Source organism: Pirellulales bacterium, assembly GCA_036499395.1.
In the GTDB taxonomy this organism is placed as follows: Bacteria; Planctomycetota; Planctomycetia; order Pirellulales; family JACPPG01; genus JACPPG01.
Genome location: DASYDW010000019.1, coordinates 110,444 through 134,075, shown reverse-complemented (window position 1 = coordinate 134,075; position 23,632 = coordinate 110,444). Strand labels below are relative to the sequence as shown.

Below are 23,632 nucleotides of genomic sequence, written 5' to 3'. Positions count from 1 at the left end.
TTTATGAGATTGCCGGACGACTGCCCAGCTGCAGGGTGATAATCACCGGGCTTAGTCCCCCATGTCGCCTGCATCGTCGCCGAAATCCTCCTCGTCGCCGCTGCCGCGACGAGCATCAGGCTTACGGATCCACTTCAGGCCGGCCTCTTGCTGAATGGCCTGATTCCAGGCGATTAGCTGTTCTTGGCGATGCGGATTTGTCACCTGGGCGTACTTGCTGAAATCGTCAGCCAAGAAGCTGCGCCGCAAGACGTCCAGGCTGGGATCGAATTCCGACACCTGGATCGCATAGGCGATCGTCTGCGGATTGTTGAAGGCCGTGGTCAGGCCCCCCGCCGATTGGCTGAAGACCGCGGCCATGAAGTCGTTTCCGGCATCCTCGACGTCCTGCACCGTATTCAGCCGCGGTGGGTTGCGGTTGTTGATATTGGGGGTCGTACCATACGTCAGCCACGAAAATTCTTCCGGCTTGACGATCGCCAATACGTCGCGCGTGGCCAATTCGGTCAGCGGAATCTTGTCCTTCGTGGCCGTTTCGGTCAGTTGGCGGGCGTGCTCGATGGCGGGCTTGCGGGCCTCGATCATTTTCCAGGCACGCACCACTTCGTCCCGAATCTCACTCAGCTCGGGGACGCGGGCTTCTTGCTGCTCGATCTTCCAGACCAGGTACTGGTTCCCGGCCGCATCCATCGTGATCACCGGCTGATAGAGCTGCAGAGGTCCAAACGCGTGTTGCAGGAATGACTTTTGACCGATGAACGATTCGCCGATTCCGTCGACTTGGCTCAACTCGTAAGCCGACAGCAGCTTAGTCGTGTGCGCGGTCAGGTGGTTTTCCGTGGCCAGAGCGTCAAAGTCCAACGGTGTGGGGGGCTTGAGCGTCTTATCCTTCTCGTGTTTCACTTCCCAGCGGGTACGGTCGTTGCCGTACTTCACCAGCTTTTGCTCGCGAAGCTGGTTCAGCGCCTGCTGCATTTTGTCGGCCGCCACTTGTTTGCCGAGTTCGGCGCGAATTGCCGGCTCGACCTTCCACAGCGGATCATACTTCGGTGCATTGACATCCGTCGGCAGAGCGAACTCGTCGCTGAGGGCCCCGGTCTTCGCCTCTGGCTTTTCGCCGGCTTCGCCCGTGGCCGGTTGATGCGCGGCGTCACCGGCTGCCGGTTCCGTCGCAGGGGCAGCATCAGTCGAAGCTGCAGGGGCAGCGGGTTGATCGCTGGCAGGCTGTTCGGCCGGCTTGTCAGCCGCGGGCTGCTCGTCTTGCGCGAAAGTGGCCAGGGCCAATTCTGTGCCGTTCAACCCGGTGCGAACCCGGCTTTGCGGCGGAGCCGCCTCGGGCTTGGTTTCGGGTTCCGTGGCCGGCGCGGCATCAGCCGGCTTCTCCGCGTCTGGTGCAGCGTCGGTGGCCGGCTTCTCTTCGGTGCCCTGATCGGCGGGCCCTTCGTCCGGAGATTTGTTAGCGTCCGGAGTCTTTTCGGCGTCCGGCGTTTTCTCGGAATCAGGTTTTGCTTCCGCGTCGCCCGCCGCGCCACGGTCGCCGGAATAGAGATAACGCGTGTTCTTGTTCTTTTCGTACTCGTTGACGACCGCTTCGTGGGTGACGGCGTTGGGATCTTCGAATTGCTCGAAATTCGCGGCCAGGTACTGAATGGCAATCTTGGCCGGGATCTTAAAGCCGGGGGTCGGACTGCCCGGCACCGGTTCGAACTGTTTGTAATTGTCGAACAGCGTTTGAATGGCGGTCGCGTCCGGCTCGGGCACCTTATCAATGAAGTCGGCGACGGCCACGGGAATGGCCTCGACCGCGGCGCGGCTGTTCAGCTTTTGATAGGCTTCCCAGCGCTCGGCAGGCGTGGTCTGCTGGCTGGAGAGGAAATTGTTCGTCAGTTGGCGGGCCAGCATCTCGGTCCGCAACGAGTCGTACAACTGACGGCGGCTGATGCCGCCACGGCGACCACTGATGCCGGTCAGGATCTGGGAAAATTGGTCGCCGGTCAGGCGGTTATCACTGAGCACCTGCAGGAACCGGGTGATTTCGTCGTCGGTAACCCGCATTCCCATTTGCTCGGCCTTGCGCGCCAGCAGCATGGTTTCGACCACGGCCGATTCCGTTTCGGAGCCGAAGAAGCCCGGCGGCGAAAAGCCGTACATAATGTTGTAGGTTTGTGCGACGAAACGATTCGTCAGGCCACGGGCCGACATCATGCGGGCGACGTCCGATTCGTGGATGTCGCCGTAGAGCTTGGTTTCCGCGACGACCGGGTCTTTGGCACCGCCGCGGCCACTGCGATTGCCGAAGATTGGATCGAAGAAAACAAAGGCGATCATGGCCATCACGCAGATCACGGCCATCATCGCGCGTTCGTACTTACGGAACAGTGCCAGAGGGCTTGCCATGGGAAGTATCCTCACAGACCGCGGCCATGTTTAAGGCAAGAAGCCTTGACAGCCGGGTAATCGAAAGGTTAAGGAGTGGGCGTCCTGCCCGACTGCGTGCGATGATTCCGATTGTAGGGATAATCGACGTAAACGCAACGCCAAAAAGGAGTGCCGTCGAATCGACTCGCTCCAGCGTGGCGGCTGGTTGCATGATGCGCGGGGCGTAAAGATAGAGTGGACATGCCCCGGGTATGTCACACGATGAAGGGTTACAGGCGTTGTCAGCCGGGGGCGTGGCAACAACGTAGACAGCAAGGTGCGGCGCACGGCGAAGTCTCGTCAGCGGGTAAACGGCTGCCGGACTTGCATTCTTGTTTTGAGCGACCGCCCGCGGTTTTCTCTCGATCTCTGACGAACAGACGAAATATGGCGCGCAAATCGGCTACTCCCCGCGGTAAGGCCCTGGTGATCGTCGAATCACCGGCCAAGGCGCGGACGATCAGCAAATTCCTTGGCCCGAACTATATCATCGAGGCCAGCATCGGCCACGTTCGCGATCTGCCGCAGGGGGCCAAGCAAATCCCCGCGGAATTCAAGAGCGAGGAGTGGGCCTACCTGGGCGTCAACGTCAATAAGGACTTCGACCCGGTCTATATCATTCCGCCCGGCAAGACGCAGCAGGTTCGCAAGCTGAAGGGCTTGCTCAAAGATGCCGACGAACTTTTCCTGGCGACGGACGAAGACCGCGAAGGCGAGGCGATCAGTTGGCACCTGCGCGAACTGTTGAAGCCGAAGGTGCCCGTCCACCGGCTGGTATTTCACGAGATCACCTCCGAGGCGATCCACGCGGCGCTCGAACATCCGCGCGACATCGACGATGACCTGGTCAAGGCGCAAGAGACGCGCCGCATCGTCGACCGGCTGTACGGCTATGAAGTCTCGCCACTGTTGTGGCGCAAGGTGCGGCCGCGGCTGTCGGCCGGGCGCGTGCAAAGCGTGGCCGTCCGCTTGATCGTGGAGCGCGAACGCGAACGGATGCGCTTTGTCTCGTCGCAGTATTGGGACTTGCTCGGCCTGTTCGCCAAGTCGACAGGTCAGACGTTGCAGGCCGGCTTGCAGACGTATCAGAAGCGGCGCGTCCCGTCGGCCAAGGACTTCGATTCGACCACGGGCAAGCCAAAGGACGACAATCTGCTGATCCTGAACGAGCAGCAGGCCGTGGATCTGGCGACGCGCTTGAAGCCGGAAGTATTCCGCGTCGCGTCGATCGACGACAAGCCTTACTCGTCAAAGCCTTATCCGCCGTTCACAACTAGCACCTTGCAGCAAGAGGCCAACCGCAAGCTGAGCTTCACGGCCCGCCGCACGATGCAGGTGGCGCAAAGCCTGTACGAGAACGGTCACATTACTTATATGCGTACCGACTCGACGAACCTGGCCAGCGTGGCCATCGAGGCGGCCCGCGACTTGGTGGCTTCGCAATACGGCAAGGAGTTCTTGCCGGCCGCGGCGCGCGAGTATCGCACCAAGGTCAAGAACGCGCAAGAGGCACACGAAGCCATCCGTCCGGCCGGGCATCCGTTCGCGCTGCCGGAAGCATTGCGAGACAAGCTCTCGGCCGAAGAGTTCAAGATCTATGACATGATCTGGAAACGGACCGTAGCGAGCCAGATGGTTGATGCGCGCGGACGACGTATTTCGATCACGATCGAAGGGGCCGAGGCGGCCTTTCAGGTCGGTGGCAAAACCATCGACTTCCCAGGCTATTTGCGAGCCTATGTGGAGGGGGCCGATGATCCCGCGGCCGAACTGGCCGACAAGGAAACCATTCTGCCCGACGTCGCGGTGGGCGAGATCCTAAGCTGCCGGGAGATGGAGCCGAAGGAACACAATACACAGCCGCCAGCGCGGTTTAACGAAGCGACCCTGACCAAGGCACTCGAAGAGTTGGGCATCGGTCGTCCCAGCACGTATGCCGTGATCATCGAGACGATTCTGGCGCGAGAGTATGTCGTCAAGCGTGGCAATGCGCTGGTGCCGACGTGGGTGGCATTCTCGGTTTCGCAATTGCTTTCCGAGCATCTGCCGGACCTGGTCGACTATCGCTTTACGGCCCAAATGGAAGACGACCTGGACGCCATCAGCCGCGGTGAGCGGAAGTACACCGAATACCTGAACAATTTCTACTTTGGCAACGGACAGGGAGGAGGCGGAAACGTTCAGGGAGGACTCAAAAAGCAATTAGAGAACAAGGTCGATCAGATCGACGCGCGCGACGTCAGCCGCATCTATCTCGGTCAACCGGACGGCGGCGAGCAAGTCTTCGTGCGCGTCGGTCGTTACGGACCGTTCCTGGAACAAGGCGAGCGGCGGGCGAGCATTCCCGACACCTACTCGCCCGACGAAATGACGATGGACGCGGCACTGAAATTGCTCGATCAGGCGGCCGAAGGAGACAAGCCACTGGGGCACGACGCCGAAACGGGCAAGCCGGTATTCATCAAGACCGGCCGCTTCGGTCCGTACGTTCAATTGGGCAACCCCGATGACGAAGAGAAGCCGAAGAACGCTTCGCTGCTGAAGGGGATGAAGCCTGAGGATATTACGGTCGAAGTCGCGCTACGGCTGTTATCTCTGCCGCGCGACCTGGGCGCGAATCCGCCGACCGGCTTGAAGATCACGGCCTATAACGGCCGCTTTGGACCGTACGTCAAATCGGGGGAAGAGACGCGCAGCCTGCCAGCGGATCTGTCGCCGCTGGACGTCACGTTCGAGCAAGCGGTCGAGTTGCTGGCGCAGCCCAAGAAGCAGCGTCGCGGCTTTGGCGCGGCCAAAGAGCCTTTGAAAGTGCTCGGCACGTCGCCGGTAACGAAAGAGGAAGTGAAGCTGCTGGAAGGGCGCTACGGACCGTACGTGGCCGACGGCGTGACGAACGCGTCGCTGCCGAAGCAGCAAGCGATCGAAGAAGTCACGTTGGAGCAGGCGCTCGCGCTACTCGCGACCCGGGCCGAGGCTGGACCGACCGATCGCCAGAAATTGCGTGCCGCGAAGAAGAAGGCAGCGAGCGGCGGCGGCGCGAAGTCGGCCAAAAAGGGCGCGAAGAAAAAGGCTGCCAAGGCAGCGAAAGCGGTCGAGGACGAGTAGTCGTTCGCGACGGCATGTTTATTCCGCCGAGGGCGGAAAAAGCATGGCACGTTAACCCTGGGCGTGATTCATTCGTTCGTGCGCTTGGTCGCTCCGTTGCGTCGCGCTTACCAGTTGATCTTGATGCCGGGCACGGCCTGTTTGAGGGCTTCGATCCCGTCTTCGCTGACTTGCGTGAACGCCAGGTCGAGTTGCTTGAGCTTCTTCAAGCCGGTTAGCTTCTTGAGACCCTCGTCGGTGACCGTCGTGCTGGCCAGGCTGAGCGTGTTGAGATTCACGAGCCCAGACAGGTTCACCAGACCATCGTCGGTGACCGGCGTCGCTTCGAGGTTCAGGTATTGCAGATTCTTCAGACCGGCGATGTTCTTCAATCCGTCGTCGGTGACGCGCGTCGACCACAGGTCCAGGCGTTCCAGCTCGGGTAGCGCCGCGACATGCGTTAGGCCTTCATCGGTGAGCGCGGTCTCGGCGAAATCGAGGACTTTGATCTTCTTCAGACCTTCGATCGACGCCAGGCCGGGACCTTTGACGGCCGTATCGCGTACTTCGAGACGTTTGAGCTGCTTGAGATTCTTCAAATGCACCAGACCCGGGTCGCCGACCTTGGTGCGCAATAGATACAGCTCGTCGAGCAGGACCAGCGGTTCGAGATCGGCCAGGCCATCGTCGCTGACGACGGTGTCTTCGAGCCACAGCCCTTTGAGCTTGGCGAGCTTGCCGATCGACTTCAGGCCCGCGTCCGTCACGCCCGGGTTGCGCAGCTTGAGCCGCTCGAGACTTTTGAGCGCCACGAGGTGTACCATGCCGGCATCGGTGACGCCGACGCAGCCGCGCAGATCGAGAACGCGCAGCTTTTGCAGCGGGGCCAGCCGGGCGAGCCCCTCGTCGGCCGTATTCGTGTACAGCAAGTGTAGTTGTTCGAGTTGCGGCAGCTTGGCGAGATTCCCCAGCCCAGCATTCGTAACCTGCGAGCAGCGGCGCAGATTCAACGACTTGAGCGCCGTCAGCGGAGCCAGCCGCGCGATCCCTTCGTCCGACACGCTGGTGTTCTCCAGCGACAGATCCTTGAGCTTCGCGATTTTTGCGATCGTCGTGAGCTGATCGTCACCCACCCCAGGTCCGGTGACGATCAGTTGTTCGAGCTGCGCAAGTGGAGCGACCAGCGCCAGGTCGGCGTCGGTGACCGGATGCTCGCCAAAATTGACGCTCGTGATTTGCTTCGCGTCGTTCGTCTTGACCAGGGCACCGAGGTCTTCCAGTGTTTTGGCCGCGGCGGCGTCATCGGCCAGTGTCACCGAGGCCAACGAAGCAACCACCAGTGCGGCCAGCAGCAATCGAACGGACAGCATCACAGGTCGTATCACGGCGTCGTCTCTCGAGAATGTTTTATTGCGGCAGGCGACCGGCCGATTACGCTGCGGCCGCGTCGTGTTCGCCCCTCACCCTGCCCTCTCCCAGAGGGAGAGGGGTTTATGCGCTATACGCATACGCTTGTGTCGATTGCGAGTGGGTAGAAGCGAGCAAGGCTGCCAGGGAGGATTTTGCGCCAACCCTGGCAGCCTGCTGATCGTACTGAGTTGTCCTCGTTAGCGATGATGAGTCGCTATCGAGTTTTGCATGCCGAGCTTCTTACAGCGTGTAGCCTTCGCGGTAGGTCGGGCGGATCATGCTGTCGAGTTCCGGAGCGCCGTCGGCCTTCAGTTCCTTGGCGTTCCAGTTCACCTTGTTGCCGCTCCACACGGCCAGGTTACCGAGCAGAACGATCTCGGTCAGCGGGCCCGAGTAGTTCGGGAAGTTCGACGTGGCCGGGATCCCTTCCTTAATCGCGCGAGCGTACTCGACGAAGTGGCCTGGCGAAGCGTCGAACTCGACCTTCGGCTTCTCCATCCCTTCGGGCAGATAGTACTTGTCGGCGTAATCGCCCGGCGAATAGAGCGAGGCCTTGTCGCCGATCAGCAGAGCGCCCGAGATCGAGGTTTCGAACGCCTCGGCCTTGTCCCCCTTCGGACCATCCTTGATGGCTTCCTTAGGCCATTTGACCTTCTCAAACAGCTCGATCGGCGGCAGCTTCTTGCCGTCGTACCAGGTGAAGGTGACCGGGCCGCGCTTCTCGGTGGCGGGAAATTCGTACTTGATGATCGACCAGCTCGGATAGGTTTCCTTGTTGTGACCCGAGGTCTGAGCTTCGATCGACGTCGGATGCTGCAGATCGAGAGCCATGTACGGCATGTTCATCGTATGGCAGGCCATGTCACCGAGGGCACCGGTGCCGAAGTCCCAGTAACCGCGCCAGGCGAACGGATGATAGCCGTTGGCGTACGAGCGGTAAGCGGCCGGACCGATCCACAGGTCCCAGTGAACGTGCTTGGGCACCTCGGTCTCGGCCGGGCGGCCTGCGCCTTGCGGCCAGATGGGGCGATTGGTCCAGACGTGAACTTCCTTGACGTTGCCCAGCGTGCCGGCCTTGACGACGGAGGCCGCCTGGCGAAGGCCACGATTGGCCGTGCCTTGGTTGCCCATCTGCGTGGCGACCTTCATCTCGCGAGCGACCTCGCCCATGCGGCGCGCTTCGTAGATGCTGTGGGTCATCGGCTTCTGCGTAAAGCAGTGCTTGCCCATCCGCATGGCCATCAGCGAGGCCGCGGCGTGTGTATGGTCCGGCGTGCTGACGGTGACGGCGTCGATGTTCGGGCCCATCTCTTCAAGCATCTTGCGGAAGTCGTTGAACTTCTTCGCGCCTGCGAAAGTTTCGCCGGCCTTGCCGAGGGTGTTGTCGTCGATATCGCAGATGGCGACGATGTCGCCAGCGCGACTGGCGTCCTTCGAATCGCTGCTCCCCTTGCCGCCGACGCCGATACACGCGAAGCGAATGCGTTCGTTGGCCGACTTGCTTTCGGCGGCTGTGGCGCCTGCGGCGGCCCAGAAGCCGACGCCCGCGGCGGTCGTAGATTTCAGGAAGTCACGACGACTCGTGTGACGACTCATGTGCGAAACTCCTTCGAACTAAATGGGAGAGATTGTTTTCGTTGCGGCAGGTCGGCAATTGCTGAAGAACCGCCAGCGCGTGAGGTAGGCAAACACTCCGCCGCGCCCCTTGAGGGAAAAACCATGCTTTGCGTTACCGCCCGGGCAGGGGCCGCGCTCTTATCTCCTGCTACGTACGATCCAACTCAGATGGTTCGACGATCGCAGGCCGCCTAAGCGTGGCTAGGGGATCCATCGAACCACCTTGGTACGACGGAGTTCCGACAACGCAGTCTGACACCTGGGTAAACGATAACCGAAGGGGAACCCGGCTGCAATCTGCGGCCTGTTGGGGAGGAATTGCCTTACGTGGCGCGAGGAGAATTGAGGCGGGCAAGCGTTACCTGCCCGCCTCAACAGTGAATTCCCCGTGCAGTTCACGAGCCCGACGCCAACGCGCGGCCCCCAGGACAGAACTGAGGATCGCTGTGCCGCAGAGAAGCGAGATCCACGAATCGGGTTCAGGCGCAGAAGTCACCTTGGCGGTAAACAACAGGAACACGCCGTCAAGGGATGGATCCGTATGAGGTGCGATCGTTGCCGGCGGAGGCAATATCGGGTAGTGCTGACTTGCACCTAGCAATGGATTCAAGCCGGCGTCGGAGCCCGCCAATACTGAAATGTTCCCGCCAGCGGTTGCGGTTGTCGTCGTCGTCAGTTCGAGATCGAGCGTGTAGAAGTTTGTTCCGGTGCCCGGCAGATACGCTCCAGTTCCCGACGGTATATCGCCTGGAGCGCCAATCGCACCAAAACCTCCTGGGCCACCGCCGTTTGGCCCGAATGTGAAATTGGATGTTCCGCTGCCAATCTGCAACGGACTTTCCGCAATGGTGTAAGTGCTCCTCGAGAGGAACGCACCGCCGGTGACGTCCGCGATCGATAAGCCTGTCGATACACCCAACTGGTATACCGGATCATTGATCGGATCGTCATTCTGGACTTCGATCGTTACGGACAAATGGATTGTCGTCGAAAATGCCGCCGCACTATCGCTCGGCGCGACAGTGCTCATGGAAAAAGCATCGCGAATTTCGGCGGTTGCGCTCGCGCCAACCTTTGTGGGCGCTGTGCCGCCCAGATTGAGCGTCGTGAGTTCATTATCCCAGGCCGAGGTCCCTTGGCCCGATCCCGTATAAACGCCGCTCGGCGTGGTATCGGGTAAGAGCGTGACCGAAGCGATGCTGATTTCGATTGCTTGAGCATTCCGGCCAAGCAGCGCGGAGAATATGAACGCCGAAACAAAGAGACTGCCGCGAATAATAGTGCCGAAATCTAGTGGAACGAATTGTCCAAAATGAGTGCGTCGTGCGCGCACGGAGGCGCGCCGGATGATCGATGACATGGAAGCTCCTCTGTTGCCTGTTCCGAAAACCAATGCGAAGACGAGTGCCTAAGAGACTCGTTTGGTTTTCATTAGCTTCCGCCCCGGAGCTGTGCGTCGAAATCGCAAGATGCCCTGAGAATATCAGTCGGTGGCCGCGATTTCCACCCGTGCCGAGCTGCCTTGCGTAAATTTAATTACATTCCTAGGGCGCAAACGAATATTGTGCAGGTGGCAACGCGTGCGGTATCGCCCCGTTGCGGCAGTTGAACGATGGTGCGGCTTTCTCGCTGTTTTCGAGCTAAGACGCCGCTCCCGGCAGGGCGTATTCCAGGATCGCGAAGTAGTGCACCGTGCTGCCGGCGATGACGCAGATATGCCAAATGGCATGTAGGTAAAGGGCCTTGCGGTCGAATGTCAGAAAGATCGTGCCCACGCTATAGCACAGGCCGCCGATGAGCATCAACCATAAGCAGGTGCCCGGCGCGACCGCAATCAAATGCCAGGCGGCGATCACAGGCAGCCAACCCATCAGGACATAGAGCGGCGTCGCGACCGCTTCGACACGATGGGCCAGAAAGACCTTCGAGCAGAAGCCCAAGAGCGCGATCATCCACATCGCGACCAGCAGCAGCCACCAGTAGCCGTCACTCAGGTATTTGAGCGCTAGCGGCGTAAAGGTGCCTGCGATCAGCAGATAGATGCACCCCTGATCGAGCATGCGAAAGGCACGTCGCAATCGGGGCTGCTGAAAGATGTGAGAGAATGTCGATGCGGCATAAACCGCCACGAGCGATGCGCCGTAGACCGCGCAGCCGATCACTTCGCGCGTACTGCCTGTACGCACGGCCAGCGTCACCAGAACGACGGCGCCCACCAGGCTCAGCGCCAGGCCGATGCCGTGCGTGATGCTGTTGGCGATTTCGTCCTCGATGCGCGGCAGGGACGGTGTCCCCACATCAAACGCAGTTTCCGTTGACATGGCCAAGCGGCGAGATCCTTTTCCCAGGCTGTCAGACGAACGGAATCCTCGACCTTTACCCCCAATAGTTAGCACATGCCGGATGGCAGGAAAGGCGGCGGTTCCGTCATTTCTGTAGCAAACCGGGGTACGTGCGGTCCAGTCCGATTTGGCCTGCGGCGCCGGTTTCGCGGGCGGGGCGGGCTGCTTGTGCGAGGGTGGTGACCGCAATTAGACTTGCACCCACAACACCTTGCGACCCAAGCAGTGTGACCGGCAACCTCCGGCGCTGGGCATAATTGGCCCCGTCGAAAATCCACGCACGACCAACCTTGTGGGAGAACCCAAGATGACGCGATCGTACGAAACAACTGGCCGTGACAGCGGCCCGCAGCGTGGCGCCCGGCGCGCCGCGGGAGACCTCTCACGGCGACGCTTCCTCGGCTGGGCCGCGGCAGGCGCGGGCGCTGCGATGTTCGGCCGTGTCGCGCGGGCACGGGCGGCAGACGATTACGCCGGTTTCGTGATGGGGTTGCAGACGTACTCGCTGCGCAATTATTCGGCCGACAAGATGCTCGACCTGGCGCGCGATTTCGGCGTGAAGACGTTGGAATTCTTCCCCGGCCATCTACCGCAAACTGATTCGGCCTCGCAGATCGAGGGCGTCAAGCAAAAGCTGAACGCCCGAAAGCTGACTGCGCTGGGCTATGGCGTTGTGCCGTTTACGAAGGACCATGAAGCCAACCGCAAGATGTTCGAGTTTGCCAAGAAGGCCGGCGTGCGATATTTGTCGGCCGATCCGCACGAGGATTCGTTCGATAGCCTCGACAAACTCGTGGCCGAATACGACATTCGCATCGCGATTCACAATCATGGTCCCGGCGCACGGTATGACAAAGTGGCCGACGTATTGAACGCCATCAAGGGGCATCATCCCTCGATTGGCGCGTGTGCCGATCTGGGGCATTACATTCGCGCCGGCGAAGATCCGGTGCGTGCAATCTCGCTGTTGACCGGCCGCTTGTACGGCGTCCACTTGAAGGATTTCGCCGAGCCGAAGAAAGATGCCGCGGGCGTGATCCTAGGACGCGGACAGTTGAACCTGCCGGCTACGTTCCGCGCGCTGCGTAAGGCGGAATTTCCGATCGACGCCTGTCTGGCGCTTGAGTACGAAGAGAAGCCAGACGATCCGCTCGAGGACATTCGCCAATGCCTGGCCGCCGCCGCGGAAGGGGCCAAAGAATCGCGAGGCTGAGCGTCACGGTATCACCCGAAATGCGAAAACCGCACCGCGTCGGAGCGTGACCCAAGCACAGTGCGTGGGTGCTAGGGCCCGCCCCGCGCGACGCGGAGTTTCGCCTTTCGGCGACACACAGTGTCGCTCCCCCCGAGTTTCTTTTTTGCGCGGCATAAATCCACTGCGTTCCATGCACAGCGTTTAATGCGCTTCGTCTAATGGACAGCCGCCTCGGGCCAGGGGAAACCGGGGGCTGGCAATTGCGCCAGGATGTCGACGGGCCATGCCGGCTGTGTCACCGGCTGCACCGTGAGTTCCGGCCAGCGGCGATCATCGTCGACGGTGTGCCACAGGCCGGTGCGCTCGTCCAGCATGACGACCGGTCGGCTGTTCTCGCGCTCGGCATAGATCGTGTTGCGCAGGACGCCGATCATGTCGTACGTGCCGACGGTCATCGATTGCCCGGTGGCTGGATTCTCCAGTCGCAGCAGCGAGGGGGTTTCGGTCCACAGGTACTGGAACCGTCCCCCGGTTTTGCGGCTGTGCCACTGCCCATCGCGGAAGCGCGCGGCTTCCTGCCATCGCGGGCCCAGCCGTAAAATGGAGCCCACCGATCGGAACGTCGTGGCAGGCCCAATGGCGCACTTGAGCCCACTAACCGTATTCCCGCCCCACAGCACTAAAAAACGCTCTCGCACCCGCTTCCCCGCGGTGGGTGTGATGTTCTGCACGACCACTCTCCCCGTAGTAGCTTGAAATCAGTGCAGCGGGCGTGATGCCCGCTCCCCTATATCACTAATTGCGAAACGGCGAGAAACCGGACGCGCAAAATCGCGAGTTGGGCCAGATTTGTTTGGAATCGTACAAATTGGTCTCTGCAGAGGGGGGAGTGTCATTTCTGCAGAGGGACAAGCCGCGTACAGATGCGCGCCAGCGTCGTCGATTGCGCCGCTACGAATGGCGATTGAGCGCAAGTACTATTGGGCAAGTAACAACACGGCGGCCCCCTGCACGCTGCCGGCTCGCAGCGCCGCGAGTGCCTCGTTCGCACGCGCCAGCGGAAAGGTCTCAACCGCCGTTCGCACCGGTACCTGCGGCGCCAGCGCGAGAAATTCCTCGGCGTCACGGCGGGTGAGATTGGCGACCGAGCGGACGATGCGTTCCCCCCACAGCAAATCGTAAGAGAACGACGGGATGTCGCTCATGTGTATGCCAGCGCAGACGACAATGCCTCCTTTGCGCACGGCCGCCAGCGAAAGTGGAACCAGCCCGCCGACAGGCGCGAAAAGGATCGCGGCATCGAGTTCGGCCGGTGGTCGTTCTTCCGAGGCGCCGGCCCAGACGGCTCCGAGCGATCTCGCAAAATCCTGGCCTTGGCGATCGCCGGCGCGCGTGAAGGCAAACACTTCGCGCCCCTCGTGAATCGCGACCTGGGCGATGATGTGTGCGGCGGCGCCAAAACCATAGATCCCCAATCGCCGCGCGTCGCCCACCATGCGCAGCGAGCGATAGCCGATCAAGCCGGCGCACAACAACGGCGCCGCTTCGGCATCGGAATAGAGTTCTGGAATGGAAAAGCAGTAGCGCGCGTCGGCAATGGTCAGCCCGGCATAACCGCCATCGACCGTATAGCCGGTAAACCGCGGCCGATCGCAAAGATTCTCTTCGCCGCGCAAACAGTAAGGGCAAACGCCGCACGTCCAGGCGAGCCAGGGAACGCCCACACGCTGGCCGAGTTGAAAGTTGCGCACGTCCGCGCCTAGTTGCCGCACGACTCCCACGATTTCATGTCCGGGGACCAGCGGTAGCTTGGGAGAGGACAATTCGCCGTCGACGACGTGCAAGTCCGTCCGGCAAACGCCGCAGGCGCGAACCTCGATCAGAAGCTGTCCCGTGCCGGGCGTGGGATCGGGGACGTCGGCAGCTCGCAAGGGTGAGTGCGGCCGATCGAGAAGCATCGCGCGCATGATTCGCTCCTGCTTTGACGGTAAGTATGGCGCAGTACAGCGCAATTCTACAAACGTCGAAGCGTGTTGGGCTATGTCACGACCGGGACGCGCGGGAAACCGGGAAATGCTGCGTCGGGGTTTGCCCCCACCGACGCTGGCTGGTTATCTTCGAGGGCTTGCCAATTGTTCGGTGCGAGCGGAATCGTGCTCGGTCACTCACAGGTGTTTGAATTCTCAACAGGCGAAATCATCAAGAGGCCCGCTTTCGTGGAATGGCTGCAAAACTACGATCCGTTCGGTGCGCCGGTGGCATCAACGCTGCTGGCGGCAGCGCCGATCTGCCTGCTCTTGGGGCTACTCGTCGCCGGCATCGCGGCCGAGCGGGCAGCGATCGCCGGACTGCTGGCCGCGCTGGGCGTGGCGATCTTGGGATTCGGAATGCCCACGGGCCCGGCGCTCGCGGCGGCTGCCAACGGAGCAGCTTATGGGCTGTTGCCGATCGGCTGGATCGTCGTGGCGGCCGTGTTCATGTTCCACCTGACGGTTGTGTCAGGGCAGTTTGATGTCGTGAAGCGATCGGTCGCCGCGATTTCGTCGGATCAGCGGATGCAGGCGCTGTTGATTGCGTTTTCGTTCGGAACGTTTGTCGAAGGGGCGGCGGGTTTCGGCACGCCGGTCGCCATCTCAGCGGCGTTATTGATCGGGCTTGGCTTTTCACCCCTCTACGCGGCGGGGTTGGCGCTGTTGGCCAACACCTCTCCGGTGGCGTTCGGGGCCTTGGGGACGCCGATCATCATGTTGGCCAAGGTGTCAGGCTTGGACGAAATGGAATTGAGCCAGATGGCCGGTCGGCAATTGCCGCTTTTCTCGCTGATCGTGCCGGCGTGGCTCGTGGCCGTGATGTCTGGCTGGCGCGGCGTGCGCGAATGCTGGCCGGCGATCGCCATGTGTGGTGGCAGCTTTGCCGGGCTGCAGTTTCTGACGTCAAACTTTCACGGCCCGACGTTGGTTGACGTGATCGGTGGGCTCGGCTCGCTGGTGGCGCTGGCTGTGTTCCTTCAGTTCTGGCAGCCGGCCGTGGTATGGCGTTTCCCGGATGCGGCACCTGCGCCGGTCGAAAAAACGCGTCTGACACGCGGCGCGATTATGTATGCGTGGATGCCGTGGGTGATCCTGTCGGTGATGGTCTTCCTGTGGGGATGGCCATCTTTTAAGACGGCTCTCAACGGCGGAACGACCGAGAACCCCAATGCCCTGGCAGGCATCAGTAAGCTGACGTTCGAAGTGCCGGGATTACACAATGTGGTTTACCCGACGGCGCCGGTCGCCAACGTCGCGCCGGGTAGGGACCGGGCGGATAAACCCCTGCCTGCGACGTACGACCTGAATTGGCTGTCAGCGACGGGCACCGGAATATTCCTGGCGGCAATCATCACGGCGTTTTGGCTGCGCATCGCGCCGGGGGTGTTCGTACGCCAGTTCTTCGAAACGCTGTGGCGCATGCGGCTGGCGCTGGTGACGATCGCCTGCATGCTGGGACTGGCGTTCGTGACCAAGTTCAGCGGCGCCGATGCCACGCTAGGGCTGGCGTTCACGCACACCGGCTGGCTCTACCCGTTCTTCGCGCCGCTGTTGGGATGGCTGGGCGTTGCGCTCACGGGCTCGGACACATCGTCAAATGCACTCTTCGGCAGCCTGCAGAAAATCACCGCCGAGCAATTGAACCTACCGCCGGTGTTGATCGTTGGTTCGAACAGCACGGGCGGCGTGATGGGCAAGATGATCGACGCGCAGAGCATCGTCGTCGCGGCCGTGGCGACCGAACAAAATGGCGGGGAAGGGGCCATTCTGCGATTCGTCTTTCCACACAGCATCGCGCTGGCTTGCCTGGTAGGGCTGCTGACGCTGGTGCAGGCGTATTTGATGACGTGGATGATTCCCGGCGGGCCGTGAGGGAATGCAGAGCGATGAATCTGGGGACGTGGGGGAGCGGAGTTTATCGCTGGGCTGAATGCTTTTTTGCGCTGGCCCTCACCTAACATCTCCCAGAGGGAGAGGGATTTGTTGGAGCACTGTTCGGTTGGCTCGGCCGTTTGGCGGATGTTTCGACGAGGTCCAGAACTAATCTCGCCACATCCTGATTCGTGGCCGCGGCCAGGGCTTGCCAGCCGGGGACGGCGTTGACTTCGATCAGGTACAGCGTGCCGTCACGAGCCGGAAGAATGTCGACGCCGGCGAGCGGCGCCTCGAGAGCCTGGGCCGCGCGGCGTGCGAGTTCTATTAGGTGTGTCTCGGGGGTGAAGGCCTCGGCCGTGGCGCCCCGGCTGACATTCGTGCGCCAGTCGTGTGGGTTGCGGCGTCGCATGGCGAGAGTTTGCTCGCCGATCACCAATAGCCGCAGATCGTACCCCTCGTGCTCGATGAACTCTTGCAGGTAGATCACGGCGCCAAGCTGTTCGAGCATGCGGAAGGCGCGTTCGGCGAGCGCTAGGTCGTTAACTCGCGTGATACCGCGCCCCTCGGAACCGAAGAGCGGCTTTATCACCACGTCCCGGCCGAGCTGTTCGAAGGCAGCCAGGGCCTCGTCGGCCGTCTGGCACGCGATCGTCCGCGGCACGTGCAGGCCGGCCGCTTGCAGCCGGGCCGTGGCGAGGAACTTGTCCACCGCGGCTTCGACGGCGCGCGGCGGATTAAGGACCGTGACGCCTGACGCGGCCAGCCGGCCAAGCACGTCCATGCGAAAGACGACCTGTTCGAGCGTGCCCGGCGGCATCGTTCGCACCAGCACCGCGTCGAACGAACTTAGATCGAGATCGGCCGAGGTGATTTTTTGCCGCGTCGGATCGACGGCCGCCGTTAATTGGCGAAATGTCGCAGGGACAATCCGGTGACTCGTGCCCGCCGCGCGCGTCAGGTCGCGCAAGTACCAACTAGTCGGCGAGCCCAGCACCGCTACGTCCATCGGGAATCCACTCCGCGTCAGGTCGAGAACGATTGCTCGATAACCTCGGGCAGCAACCGGCCGAAGCGAAAGGTCCGCCCCGTGTCGAGGTTCACGAGCGTCACGACGGCCGGGCTGAAGAGGTGTGGATCGACTCGATAAAAATCGCGTTCATAGCGTTCAAAAATCTGTCGGAAAGGCTGGCCATGATCGCTCGAAGCGCTGCTAGGAATGCGCGGACCCAGCGATGTCAGATCATCGTCCGCACCATGAACCCACAGCGTGACCTCGCCGCCATAAAGAATCGCGTCGTTCGTGCGACCAATCGCGGCCAGATCGTCAGCGGCAACCGGCGGCAATGGTGCCACGCCTAATCCGCTGGTCACGCGCGTGATGTCGAAGCCGATTTCCAGCATCTTATGCAGGGCTGTTTCGATCGAACGGGCTACGATCTGGACGCCGCCAGCCTGGCTGGCCGTCGGCGCGGCCAACAGCGTCACCCGTTCGGGCGTCACCTGGCAGGCCTGGGCAATGTATTGAATCGCCTCGGGTGTCGGCGTTTTGCGCGTTTCGAGCACGCCGACGACATCAGGCGCGGACTCGCGATTTCCGATGCGCTCGAAGAGCGGCTCCTTGCTGCCCACGGCGCGCATCGGGCCCGAGCCCATCGCGAAGTACTTGCCTTGCGAGATTTGCCAGCCGGCATACTGGCTGGCCATGCAGGCGGCCACCGGATGATCGGTCGTCACGGTCACCGCGGGGCCGGACCAGGTCGTCGAGGCCGGCACCAGGGCGATGCGTCCCAAGCCCGCCAGACAAACTTCGGCGAGCGCCATACCGGCCGCCAAACCGCCGGGCACGGCGATGCCGGCATCAATAAACGTCGCCCCGCCGATCGACGAGACAGCGACGCGCAGCCGCTCGGCATCGGCCATGATGCTCTGGCAGATCGTGGCGGCGCGCTCGTTGAGTTTCACGGTTATAGCCTGCGAAATGCGTGAAATTTGATCTCTATCGGGCTTGTATGATCGTTCTTCGACCGGTTGCTGGCAATGGGGCCGATTTGTTGTGTCGAGTGGCAATTGCCCGCGTGCTGGCCTGTGATCTAGAATTTCGTATCACTTGCGGCGCTTGGTGTTCGACCGGTGGTAGTTCGCGACCGGCGAGAGTACGCCGTGATGCATCGAAATAACACAACGCGCATGCCCCTTTGTGGAGCGGAATCGCTTGGCCAGTCTCACCGTTGAGAATTATCTGAAGACGATCTACCAGATTTGCGCCGCGCAGGACGGCAAGCCCGCCGCGACGGGGCAGGTGGCGTCCGCGCTCAATGTTTCGCCCGGCACCGTGACCAGCATGTTGAAGACGCTGGGCGACAGCAAACTGGCGACCTATACGCCGTACGAAGGAGCGCGCTTGACGACGGCCGGCAAGAGCCTGGCCCTGCGCATTCTGCGGCGGCACCGACTGATCGAGTTGTTCCTCACCAAGACGCTCGACCTGAGCTGGGACGAGGTGCACGAAGAGGCCGAGAATATGGAACACGCAGTGAGCGATCTGTTGGTGGATCGCATCGACGCGTTTCTCAACTACCCTCACGTCGATCCGCACGGCGATCCGATTCCCCGGGCCGACGGTTCGCTGCCGGACGAGCGGCTCCGTTCGCTGGCCGATTGCGAAGTGGGGGCGCAATTTCGGCTGGCGCGAGTGATTGACCAGTCGCCCGAGTTCTTGCGCTATCTGAGCGAAGCCGGGCTGCCGCTGGGCGCGATGGGGCGCGTTAAGGTGAATCGCGCCGAGGCGGGGATCGTGACCGTCAGCGTCAGCGGCGAGGATACGACGCTTGGCCGTCCGGCCGCCGAGAAGATTCTGGTCGCGGCCGTAGAAAAAGCCACGGCCAAGAAGTAATCGCTTCGCATCGCCGGCATGCTGCCTGACGCGTCGCGCGAGTCATTCATGCCGTAGCGCGGTGACCGGATCGATCCGCGCAGCCCGTCGGGCTGGATAAAAAGCCGCCAGCGTGGTGACGGTGACGACGACTACCAGAACCACGATCGATAGCCAGGCGGGAAAGACAAAGATCGACGAATCGAGGTCGACCTCGAGCTTGCCCGCCACGCGAGCCCGGACCCAGGCATCGCCCGGAAACGACGCGCCCCAGGCCAGTAGCAGCCCCAACAGTCCACCGATCAGGCCGATCAGCGCTCCCTCGATCAGAAACATGATCTGCAGTTGACCGCTGGCGGCGCCGACGGCCTTCATGATGCCGATCTCGCGCGTCCGCTCCAGCACGCTCATTGACATGGTATTGGCGATGCCGAGAGCCGCGACCAAGAGCGCCACCGCGGCGACGCAGGTCATGCCCGAAAAGATCAGCAGATACATCAAGCGTTGCTGTTCGACGTATTCGATCGCCGCGCGGCCATTGAAATTCTTCGCAGTGACGGCTTTATAAACCTCGAGCGTGTGGTCCTCGCTGTCGGTGATTACGACCGCTTCGTTGACGCCGAACTGTTTATAGCCGGGCTGGCGAAAGGCAATGTCGGTGGCAAGCCGATAGGGGATCACCACGTCGGTTGCCTGCCGCGAGGGATCCCAGGGAGCTTTTTGTTCGGCGGCCGTGGGTTGGCGCGTGACACCGACGATCGTCACTTCCTCGGTAATGGGATCGGCAGCCGCGGGATCGGGCTTGGCGGCCAATGCCGCGCGTATGGCCGACACCTCTTCGCCACTGAGATTCAACTTATCGAGAGCCGCGGGGAGTGCGGCCGTGATTTTTGCCAACACGCTATTTTGTTCGAGCGACAACGGCGATCCGTCGGGCTTCAACAGGACCAGGCGGAAACCACCCTGCGGCGCGGCTTGGGCTTGCATCTGCAGGCGGATTTTCTTGCCAATCGCCATCGGGACGCTTTTCTCATCGACCACGCCGAAACGATAGAGCAGTAATTCGTTGACGACCGCCGCGCGTTGATCGTCAGCGTCGAACATCCGCCCCGCGACGAGGCGTGACCCGAAATAGTCGTCACCGGGGCGGCCGCCGGACAGCTTTATCGGTTCTGAGTGGCCGTCCAGAATCGCGAAGCATCGCTCGTGAATCACCGGCACGACGGCCTCGACGTGCGGCAGCGCCTCGATATCGGCGAGCGCTTTCTGGGAAAGGATCAATTGCGGCGCGTCGTTACGGTTGTAAGCGTTCGCCTGACGAATGGCATGACGCAATCGGTCGCGTCGCTCGGCGCTCATCTTGCCGGGCACGTCAACGACCTCGGCCGCGGCGTTAACATCGCCGGTGATCCATTTCGATTGCACATGAACTTTGCGGAGAAAATCGGTGCGATGCGTTTCGCGATAGATCGTGTCCTGCACGCCCTGGCCGATCGAGAGGCTCGCCGCCAGCACGAACGCCCCGAACGTGACGCCGAGCGTGGTCATCAGCGTGCGCGACTTCTGTTGCGCGAGGGCCACGAGTGGCAGGGTTAACTGGTCGATCGTACGCACGGCAGAGAGTTCCGTCGGGATGTCAATTCAGGATCTGGCCATCTTGCAAGCGGATAACACGGTCGGTACACGAGGCGGCCAGTTCCTCGTCATGCGTGACGAGGATCAACGTTGTGCCATGCTCGGCAACGTGCGCGGTGAGCAGCGCCACCACTTCGCGGGCCGTGGCGCTGTCGAGATTACCTGTCGGCTCGTCCGCCAGTAACACGCGCGGGCGATTCACCAAGGCGCGGGCAATCGCCACGCGCTGATTCTCGCCACCGCTGAGTTGTGTGGGGAAATGATCCAATCGCGCGACAAGTCCCACCGCTTCGAGTGCCTGACGGGCAATGGCGCGGCGCGCGGCCGAAGTTTGCCCAGCGAAGATCATCGGCAGCTCGACATTTTCTAGCGCCGTCCGCGACAAGATCAGATTGAACGACTGAAAGATGCAGCCGACCGAGGCTGATCGGAAGCGGGCCAGTTGACGATCCGAAAGCGTGCTCAGTTCCTCTCCGGCCACTTGCAGCGAACCGGATTTCGGGCGATCGAGGCCGCCCAGCAGGTTCAGCAAGGTCGACTTGCCTGAGCCTGATTTTCCCAAGAGTGCCACGCGCTCGCCTGGCCGGACTTCGAACGAAATGCCGCGCAGCGCATAGACCGGTTGCGCGGCGCAGTCGTACGATTTCACGAGATCGACCGCGCGAATGGCGAAGTTGGCGTTCCCGCTACTGTCGGCACTCATAAGCTTTCGGTTGCCTGTTGTTCCGTTCCCGAGCGGTCCGGGGTGTGCCCACGGCCCTACTTATCATGGCTGTCTTGGTCGCAGAATTCTAGCGGCTCGCGGCGGAGGTGCCTCCACGGGGCGCCGTAAGCTTGATATATCGTTACTTTGCCAAGCGCGGGGCGGTGCGGTAATAAAGAGGCCGATCTCGAAATTTCTCCGGCTGCGATCGAACGAATAAGGAAGAGCATCATGCGTTTTCTGGGCGCCGTTTTGTTGGTGGCGAGCATGAGCGTCGGCGCAGCTGCCGAGGCGAACGAGGAAGCGACGCCGCCGGCCGACGCTACGGCCACGACCATGCAGGCGAACGCACGGGTGCGCGAGACGTTGCCCTTTACCGATCAACAGTCGTTCGCCGACGCGCGCCGCGGGCTTATCGCTCCCTTGTCGGCAGACATTATTCGCACCGACCAGGGGGACGTGGTTTGGGACCCGAATCAGTTTGGCTTTATCAAGGAAGATGCCGCGGCGCCGGACACGGTCAATCCCAGCCTATGGCGGCAATCGCAGTTAGTGAATATCTCGGGCCTGTTCGAGGTCACCGAGCGCATCTATCAGGTGAGGAATGCCGACCTGTCGAACATGACGCTGATCGAGGGGAACTCGGGCTTGATCGTCGTCGATCCCTTGGTGTCAGCCGAAACGGCCCGCGCGGCGCTCGCGCTGTATTTTTCGCACCGGCCGAAGCGAAACATTGTTGCCGTGATCTACTCGCATTCGCACGTCGACCATTTCGGTGGGGTGCGCGGCGTCGTCTCGCCCGACGATGTGAAGGCGGGCAAGGTGGCGATCTACGCCCCCGAGGGATTCTTCGAACACGCGATTAGCGAAAACGTGATGGCCGGGAACGTCATGGGACGCCGGGCCGGGTACATGTACGGCAACCTGCTGCCCCCCGACCCGCGCGGTCAGGTGGGGGCAGGGCTGGGAATGACGACCTCGACCGGCACCGTGACGTTGATTCCACCGACGGTGTACATCAGCCGCGACGGCCAGGAAGAAACCATCGACGGGCTGAAGTTCGAGTTCATGCTCGCCCCGGGGAGCGAAGCGCCATCGGAAATGCACTGGTATTTGCCGGAACTGAAGGCGCTGACCGTGGCTGAGAATGCCTGCCATACTCTGCACAATTTGTATTCGCTGCGCGGCACGAAGCTGCGCGATCCGCTGGCGTGGTCGAAGTATCTGCACAACTCGGTGCGGAAATGGGGAGGCAAGGCTGAGGTACTGTACGGCATGCATCATTGGCCGGTGTGGAGCAAGGAGCGCGTTATCGAACATCTTGAGCGGCAACGCGATCTGTATCGATTCATCAACGATCAAACTTTACGGCTGGCCAATCAAGGGCTGACGATGACCGAGATTGCCGAGCAGATCGAACTGCCCGAGTCGCTGGCCAAATATTGGTCGAACCGCGACTACTACGGCACTTTGAATCACAACGTGAAGTCGACGTACGTGTTTTATCTTGGCTGGTTCGACGGCAACCCAGCGACTTTGCATCCGCTACCGCCGGTCGAAGGAAGCAAAAAATACGTGGAGTACATGGGGGGCGCCGACGCAGTACTTGCCAAAGCACGCGAGGCCTTCGACAACGGAGATTACCGCTGGGTGGCCGAGGTGGTGAACCATGTGGTGTTCGCCGACCCGAAGAATCGCGCGGCCAAGGAGCTGCAGGCCAATGCGCTCGAGCAATTGGGATATCAGGCGGAATCGGGGCCCTGTCGCAATTTCTACCTGAGCGCGGCCAAGGAGCTGCGGCAGGGGATCGTCAAAACCGATGTCGCCTCGTCGGTGGGGGACGTTGTCGCGTCGCTGACGTTGGATCAATTCTTCGATTACCTGGGGATACGGCTTAACGCACCGAAGGCCGCCGGCAAGCGGATCACGCTGAACTTCGATTTCAGTGACACGGGCGAGAAGTACGTGTTGACGCTGGCCCATTCGGTGTTGAACCATTCCGATGGCGTGCAGGCGGCTGACGCTGACGCCACTTTGAAGCTGTCGCGCACATTGCTGAACAAGATCATGCTGCGTCAGGTGACGATGCCCGAGGCCTTGGCGTCAGGCGACATCAAAATCACCGGCAAGGTAGCAAGCGTGGGACAACTGTTTGGCCTGCTTGACACGTTCGACGCCTGGTTCCCGATTGTTACGCCGTAGGCAGAACGCGCGACGATGATGAGCAGCATAGCGATTGACGAAGCGCTGGCGCTCTTGAAACGGCGCGACCAGCTTCGTGGCGACGTTCGTGCTGCCATGGAACGGGCCGATCAGGGCAAGCTTCTAGACGCCGATGCGGTCTTCAGAGGCTTCTCGAGCGCGCGCAACATATCGAAGCCGCAGCGAGCGCGTCGGCATAAGTCGTCGCAAACGCCCCGCCGCCGGCGCTGACTTGGTGTGTCCATTCGT

At 61.5% G+C, this 23,632-nt stretch carries 16 protein-coding genes; 5 read left to right on the top strand and 11 right to left on the bottom strand.

Annotated elements, in window-relative coordinates:
- Nucleotides 1-51: 51 nt before the first annotated feature.
- The gene (locus VGN12_04095) at nucleotides 52-2,397 is read right to left on the bottom strand and encodes a hypothetical protein (GenBank protein ID HEY4308614.1); all 2,346 of its coding nucleotides are present in this window, start codon (nucleotides 2,395-2,397) and stop codon (nucleotides 52-54) included.
- A gap of 408 nt (nucleotides 2,398-2,805) precedes the next feature.
- Between VGN12_04095 and topA the strand changes: the two genes are divergently transcribed.
- Nucleotides 2,806-5,523 carry a type I DNA topoisomerase gene (gene topA, locus VGN12_04090; GenBank protein ID HEY4308613.1) on the top strand — a complete coding sequence of 906 codons (2,718 nt, stop codon included), beginning with the start codon at nucleotides 2,806-2,808 and terminating at the stop codon, nucleotides 5,521-5,523.
- A 107-nt stretch (nucleotides 5,524-5,630) separates the two neighbouring features.
- Here the strand turns inward: topA and VGN12_04085 are convergent, their stop codons facing one another.
- From VGN12_04085 to VGN12_04070, 4 genes are all read right to left on the bottom strand, one after another.
- Nucleotides 5,631-6,875: a hypothetical protein gene (locus tag VGN12_04085; GenBank protein ID HEY4308612.1), complete on the bottom strand. Its 1,245-nt coding sequence runs from the start codon at nucleotides 6,873-6,875 to the stop codon at nucleotides 5,631-5,633.
- A gap of 277 nt (nucleotides 6,876-7,152) precedes the next feature.
- Nucleotides 7,153-8,508, bottom strand: a complete 1,356-nt coding sequence (locus VGN12_04080; protein HEY4308611.1) for a Gfo/Idh/MocA family oxidoreductase — start codon at nucleotides 8,506-8,508, stop codon at nucleotides 7,153-7,155.
- 379 nt (nucleotides 8,509-8,887) lie between these two features.
- Nucleotides 8,888-9,889 carry a hypothetical protein gene (locus tag VGN12_04075; protein HEY4308610.1) on the bottom strand — a complete coding sequence of 334 codons (1,002 nt, stop codon included), beginning with the start codon at nucleotides 9,887-9,889 and terminating at the stop codon, nucleotides 8,888-8,890.
- 280 nt (nucleotides 9,890-10,169) lie between these two features.
- Nucleotides 10,170-10,850, bottom strand: a complete 681-nt coding sequence (locus VGN12_04070; GenBank protein HEY4308609.1) for a hemolysin III family protein — start codon at nucleotides 10,848-10,850, stop codon at nucleotides 10,170-10,172.
- Nucleotides 10,851-11,178: 328 nt separating this feature from the next.
- Here VGN12_04070 and VGN12_04065 point away from each other — a divergent pair, with 328 nt between their 5' ends.
- A complete protein-coding gene (locus tag VGN12_04065; protein ID HEY4308608.1) occupies nucleotides 11,179-12,084 on the top strand; it encodes a sugar phosphate isomerase/epimerase in 906 nt (301 codons plus the stop codon).
- Nucleotides 12,085-12,281: 197 nt separating this feature from the next.
- On the opposite strand, the gene VGN12_04060 is transcribed toward VGN12_04065, so the two are convergent.
- Together VGN12_04060 and VGN12_04055 are read right to left on the bottom strand one after the other, a co-directional pair.
- Nucleotides 12,282-12,797, bottom strand: coding sequence for a hypothetical protein (locus VGN12_04060; GenBank protein HEY4308607.1), 516 nt, complete (start codon nucleotides 12,795-12,797; stop codon nucleotides 12,282-12,284).
- A gap of 246 nt (nucleotides 12,798-13,043) precedes the next feature.
- A complete protein-coding gene (locus VGN12_04055) occupies nucleotides 13,044-14,033 on the bottom strand; it encodes a zinc-dependent alcohol dehydrogenase family protein (protein HEY4308606.1) in 990 nt (329 codons plus the stop codon).
- A 249-nt stretch (nucleotides 14,034-14,282) separates the two neighbouring features.
- Here VGN12_04055 and VGN12_04050 point away from each other — a divergent pair, with 249 nt between their 5' ends.
- Nucleotides 14,283-15,968, top strand: a complete 1,686-nt coding sequence (locus VGN12_04050) for a lactate permease LctP family transporter (GenBank protein HEY4308605.1) — start codon at nucleotides 14,283-14,285, stop codon at nucleotides 15,966-15,968.
- Nucleotides 15,969-16,050: 82 nt separating this feature from the next.
- Here VGN12_04050 and VGN12_04045 read toward each other — a convergent pair whose 3' ends face one another.
- Nucleotides 16,051-16,977, bottom strand: coding sequence for a RimK family alpha-L-glutamate ligase (locus VGN12_04045; protein ID HEY4308604.1), 927 nt, complete (start codon nucleotides 16,975-16,977; stop codon nucleotides 16,051-16,053).
- Nucleotides 16,978-16,994: 17 nt separating this feature from the next.
- A complete protein-coding gene (mch, locus tag VGN12_04040) occupies nucleotides 16,995-17,933 on the bottom strand; it encodes a methenyltetrahydromethanopterin cyclohydrolase (GenBank protein ID HEY4308603.1) in 939 nt (312 codons plus the stop codon).
- Nucleotides 17,934-18,183: 250 nt separating this feature from the next.
- Between mch and VGN12_04035 the strand changes: the two genes are divergently transcribed.
- A complete protein-coding gene (locus VGN12_04035) occupies nucleotides 18,184-18,864 on the top strand; it encodes a metal-dependent transcriptional regulator (protein HEY4308602.1) in 681 nt (226 codons plus the stop codon).
- Nucleotides 18,865-18,906: 42 nt separating this feature from the next.
- Here VGN12_04035 and VGN12_04030 read toward each other — a convergent pair whose 3' ends face one another.
- Together VGN12_04030 and VGN12_04025 are read right to left on the bottom strand one after the other, a co-directional pair.
- Complete coding sequence (locus VGN12_04030) at nucleotides 18,907-20,457, bottom strand: ABC transporter permease (protein ID HEY4308601.1); 1,551 nt, start codon at nucleotides 20,455-20,457, stop codon at nucleotides 18,907-18,909.
- A 22-nt stretch (nucleotides 20,458-20,479) separates the two neighbouring features.
- A complete protein-coding gene (locus VGN12_04025) occupies nucleotides 20,480-21,181 on the bottom strand; it encodes an ABC transporter ATP-binding protein (GenBank protein HEY4308600.1) in 702 nt (233 codons plus the stop codon).
- Nucleotides 21,182-21,412: 231 nt separating this feature from the next.
- On the opposite strand from VGN12_04025, the gene VGN12_04020 reads away from it, so the two are divergent.
- The gene (locus VGN12_04020; GenBank protein ID HEY4308599.1) at nucleotides 21,413-23,383 is read left to right on the top strand and encodes an alkyl sulfatase dimerization domain-containing protein; all 1,971 of its coding nucleotides are present in this window, start codon (nucleotides 21,413-21,415) and stop codon (nucleotides 23,381-23,383) included.
- Nucleotides 23,384-23,632: the final 249 nt, after the last annotated feature.

Coding starts and splice junctions, on each gene's coding strand:
- VGN12_04045 (HEY4308604.1), bottom strand. CDS start 16,977: ATGGACGTAGCGGTGCTGGGCTCGCCGACTAGTTGGTACTTGCGCGAC.
- VGN12_04055 (HEY4308606.1), bottom strand. CDS start 14,033: ATGCGCGCGATGCTTCTCGATCGGCCGCACTCACCCTTGCGAGCTGCC.
- VGN12_04070 (HEY4308609.1), bottom strand. CDS start 10,850: ATGTCAACGGAAACTGCGTTTGATGTGGGGACACCGTCCCTGCCGCGC.
- VGN12_04025 (HEY4308600.1), bottom strand. CDS start 21,181: ATGAGTGCCGACAGTAGCGGGAACGCCAACTTCGCCATTCGCGCGGTC.
- VGN12_04075 (HEY4308610.1), bottom strand. CDS start 9,889: ATGTCATCGATCATCCGGCGCGCCTCCGTGCGCGCACGACGCACTCAT.
- VGN12_04065 (HEY4308608.1), top strand. CDS start 11,179: ATGACGCGATCGTACGAAACAACTGGCCGTGACAGCGGCCCGCAGCGT.
- VGN12_04095 (HEY4308614.1), bottom strand. CDS start 2,397: ATGGCAAGCCCTCTGGCACTGTTCCGTAAGTACGAACGCGCGATGATG.
- VGN12_04020 (HEY4308599.1), top strand. CDS start 21,413: ATGCGTTTTCTGGGCGCCGTTTTGTTGGTGGCGAGCATGAGCGTCGGC.
- VGN12_04080 (HEY4308611.1), bottom strand. CDS start 8,508: ATGAGTCGTCACACGAGTCGTCGTGACTTCCTGAAATCTACGACCGCC.
- topA (HEY4308613.1), top strand. CDS start 2,806: ATGGCGCGCAAATCGGCTACTCCCCGCGGTAAGGCCCTGGTGATCGTC.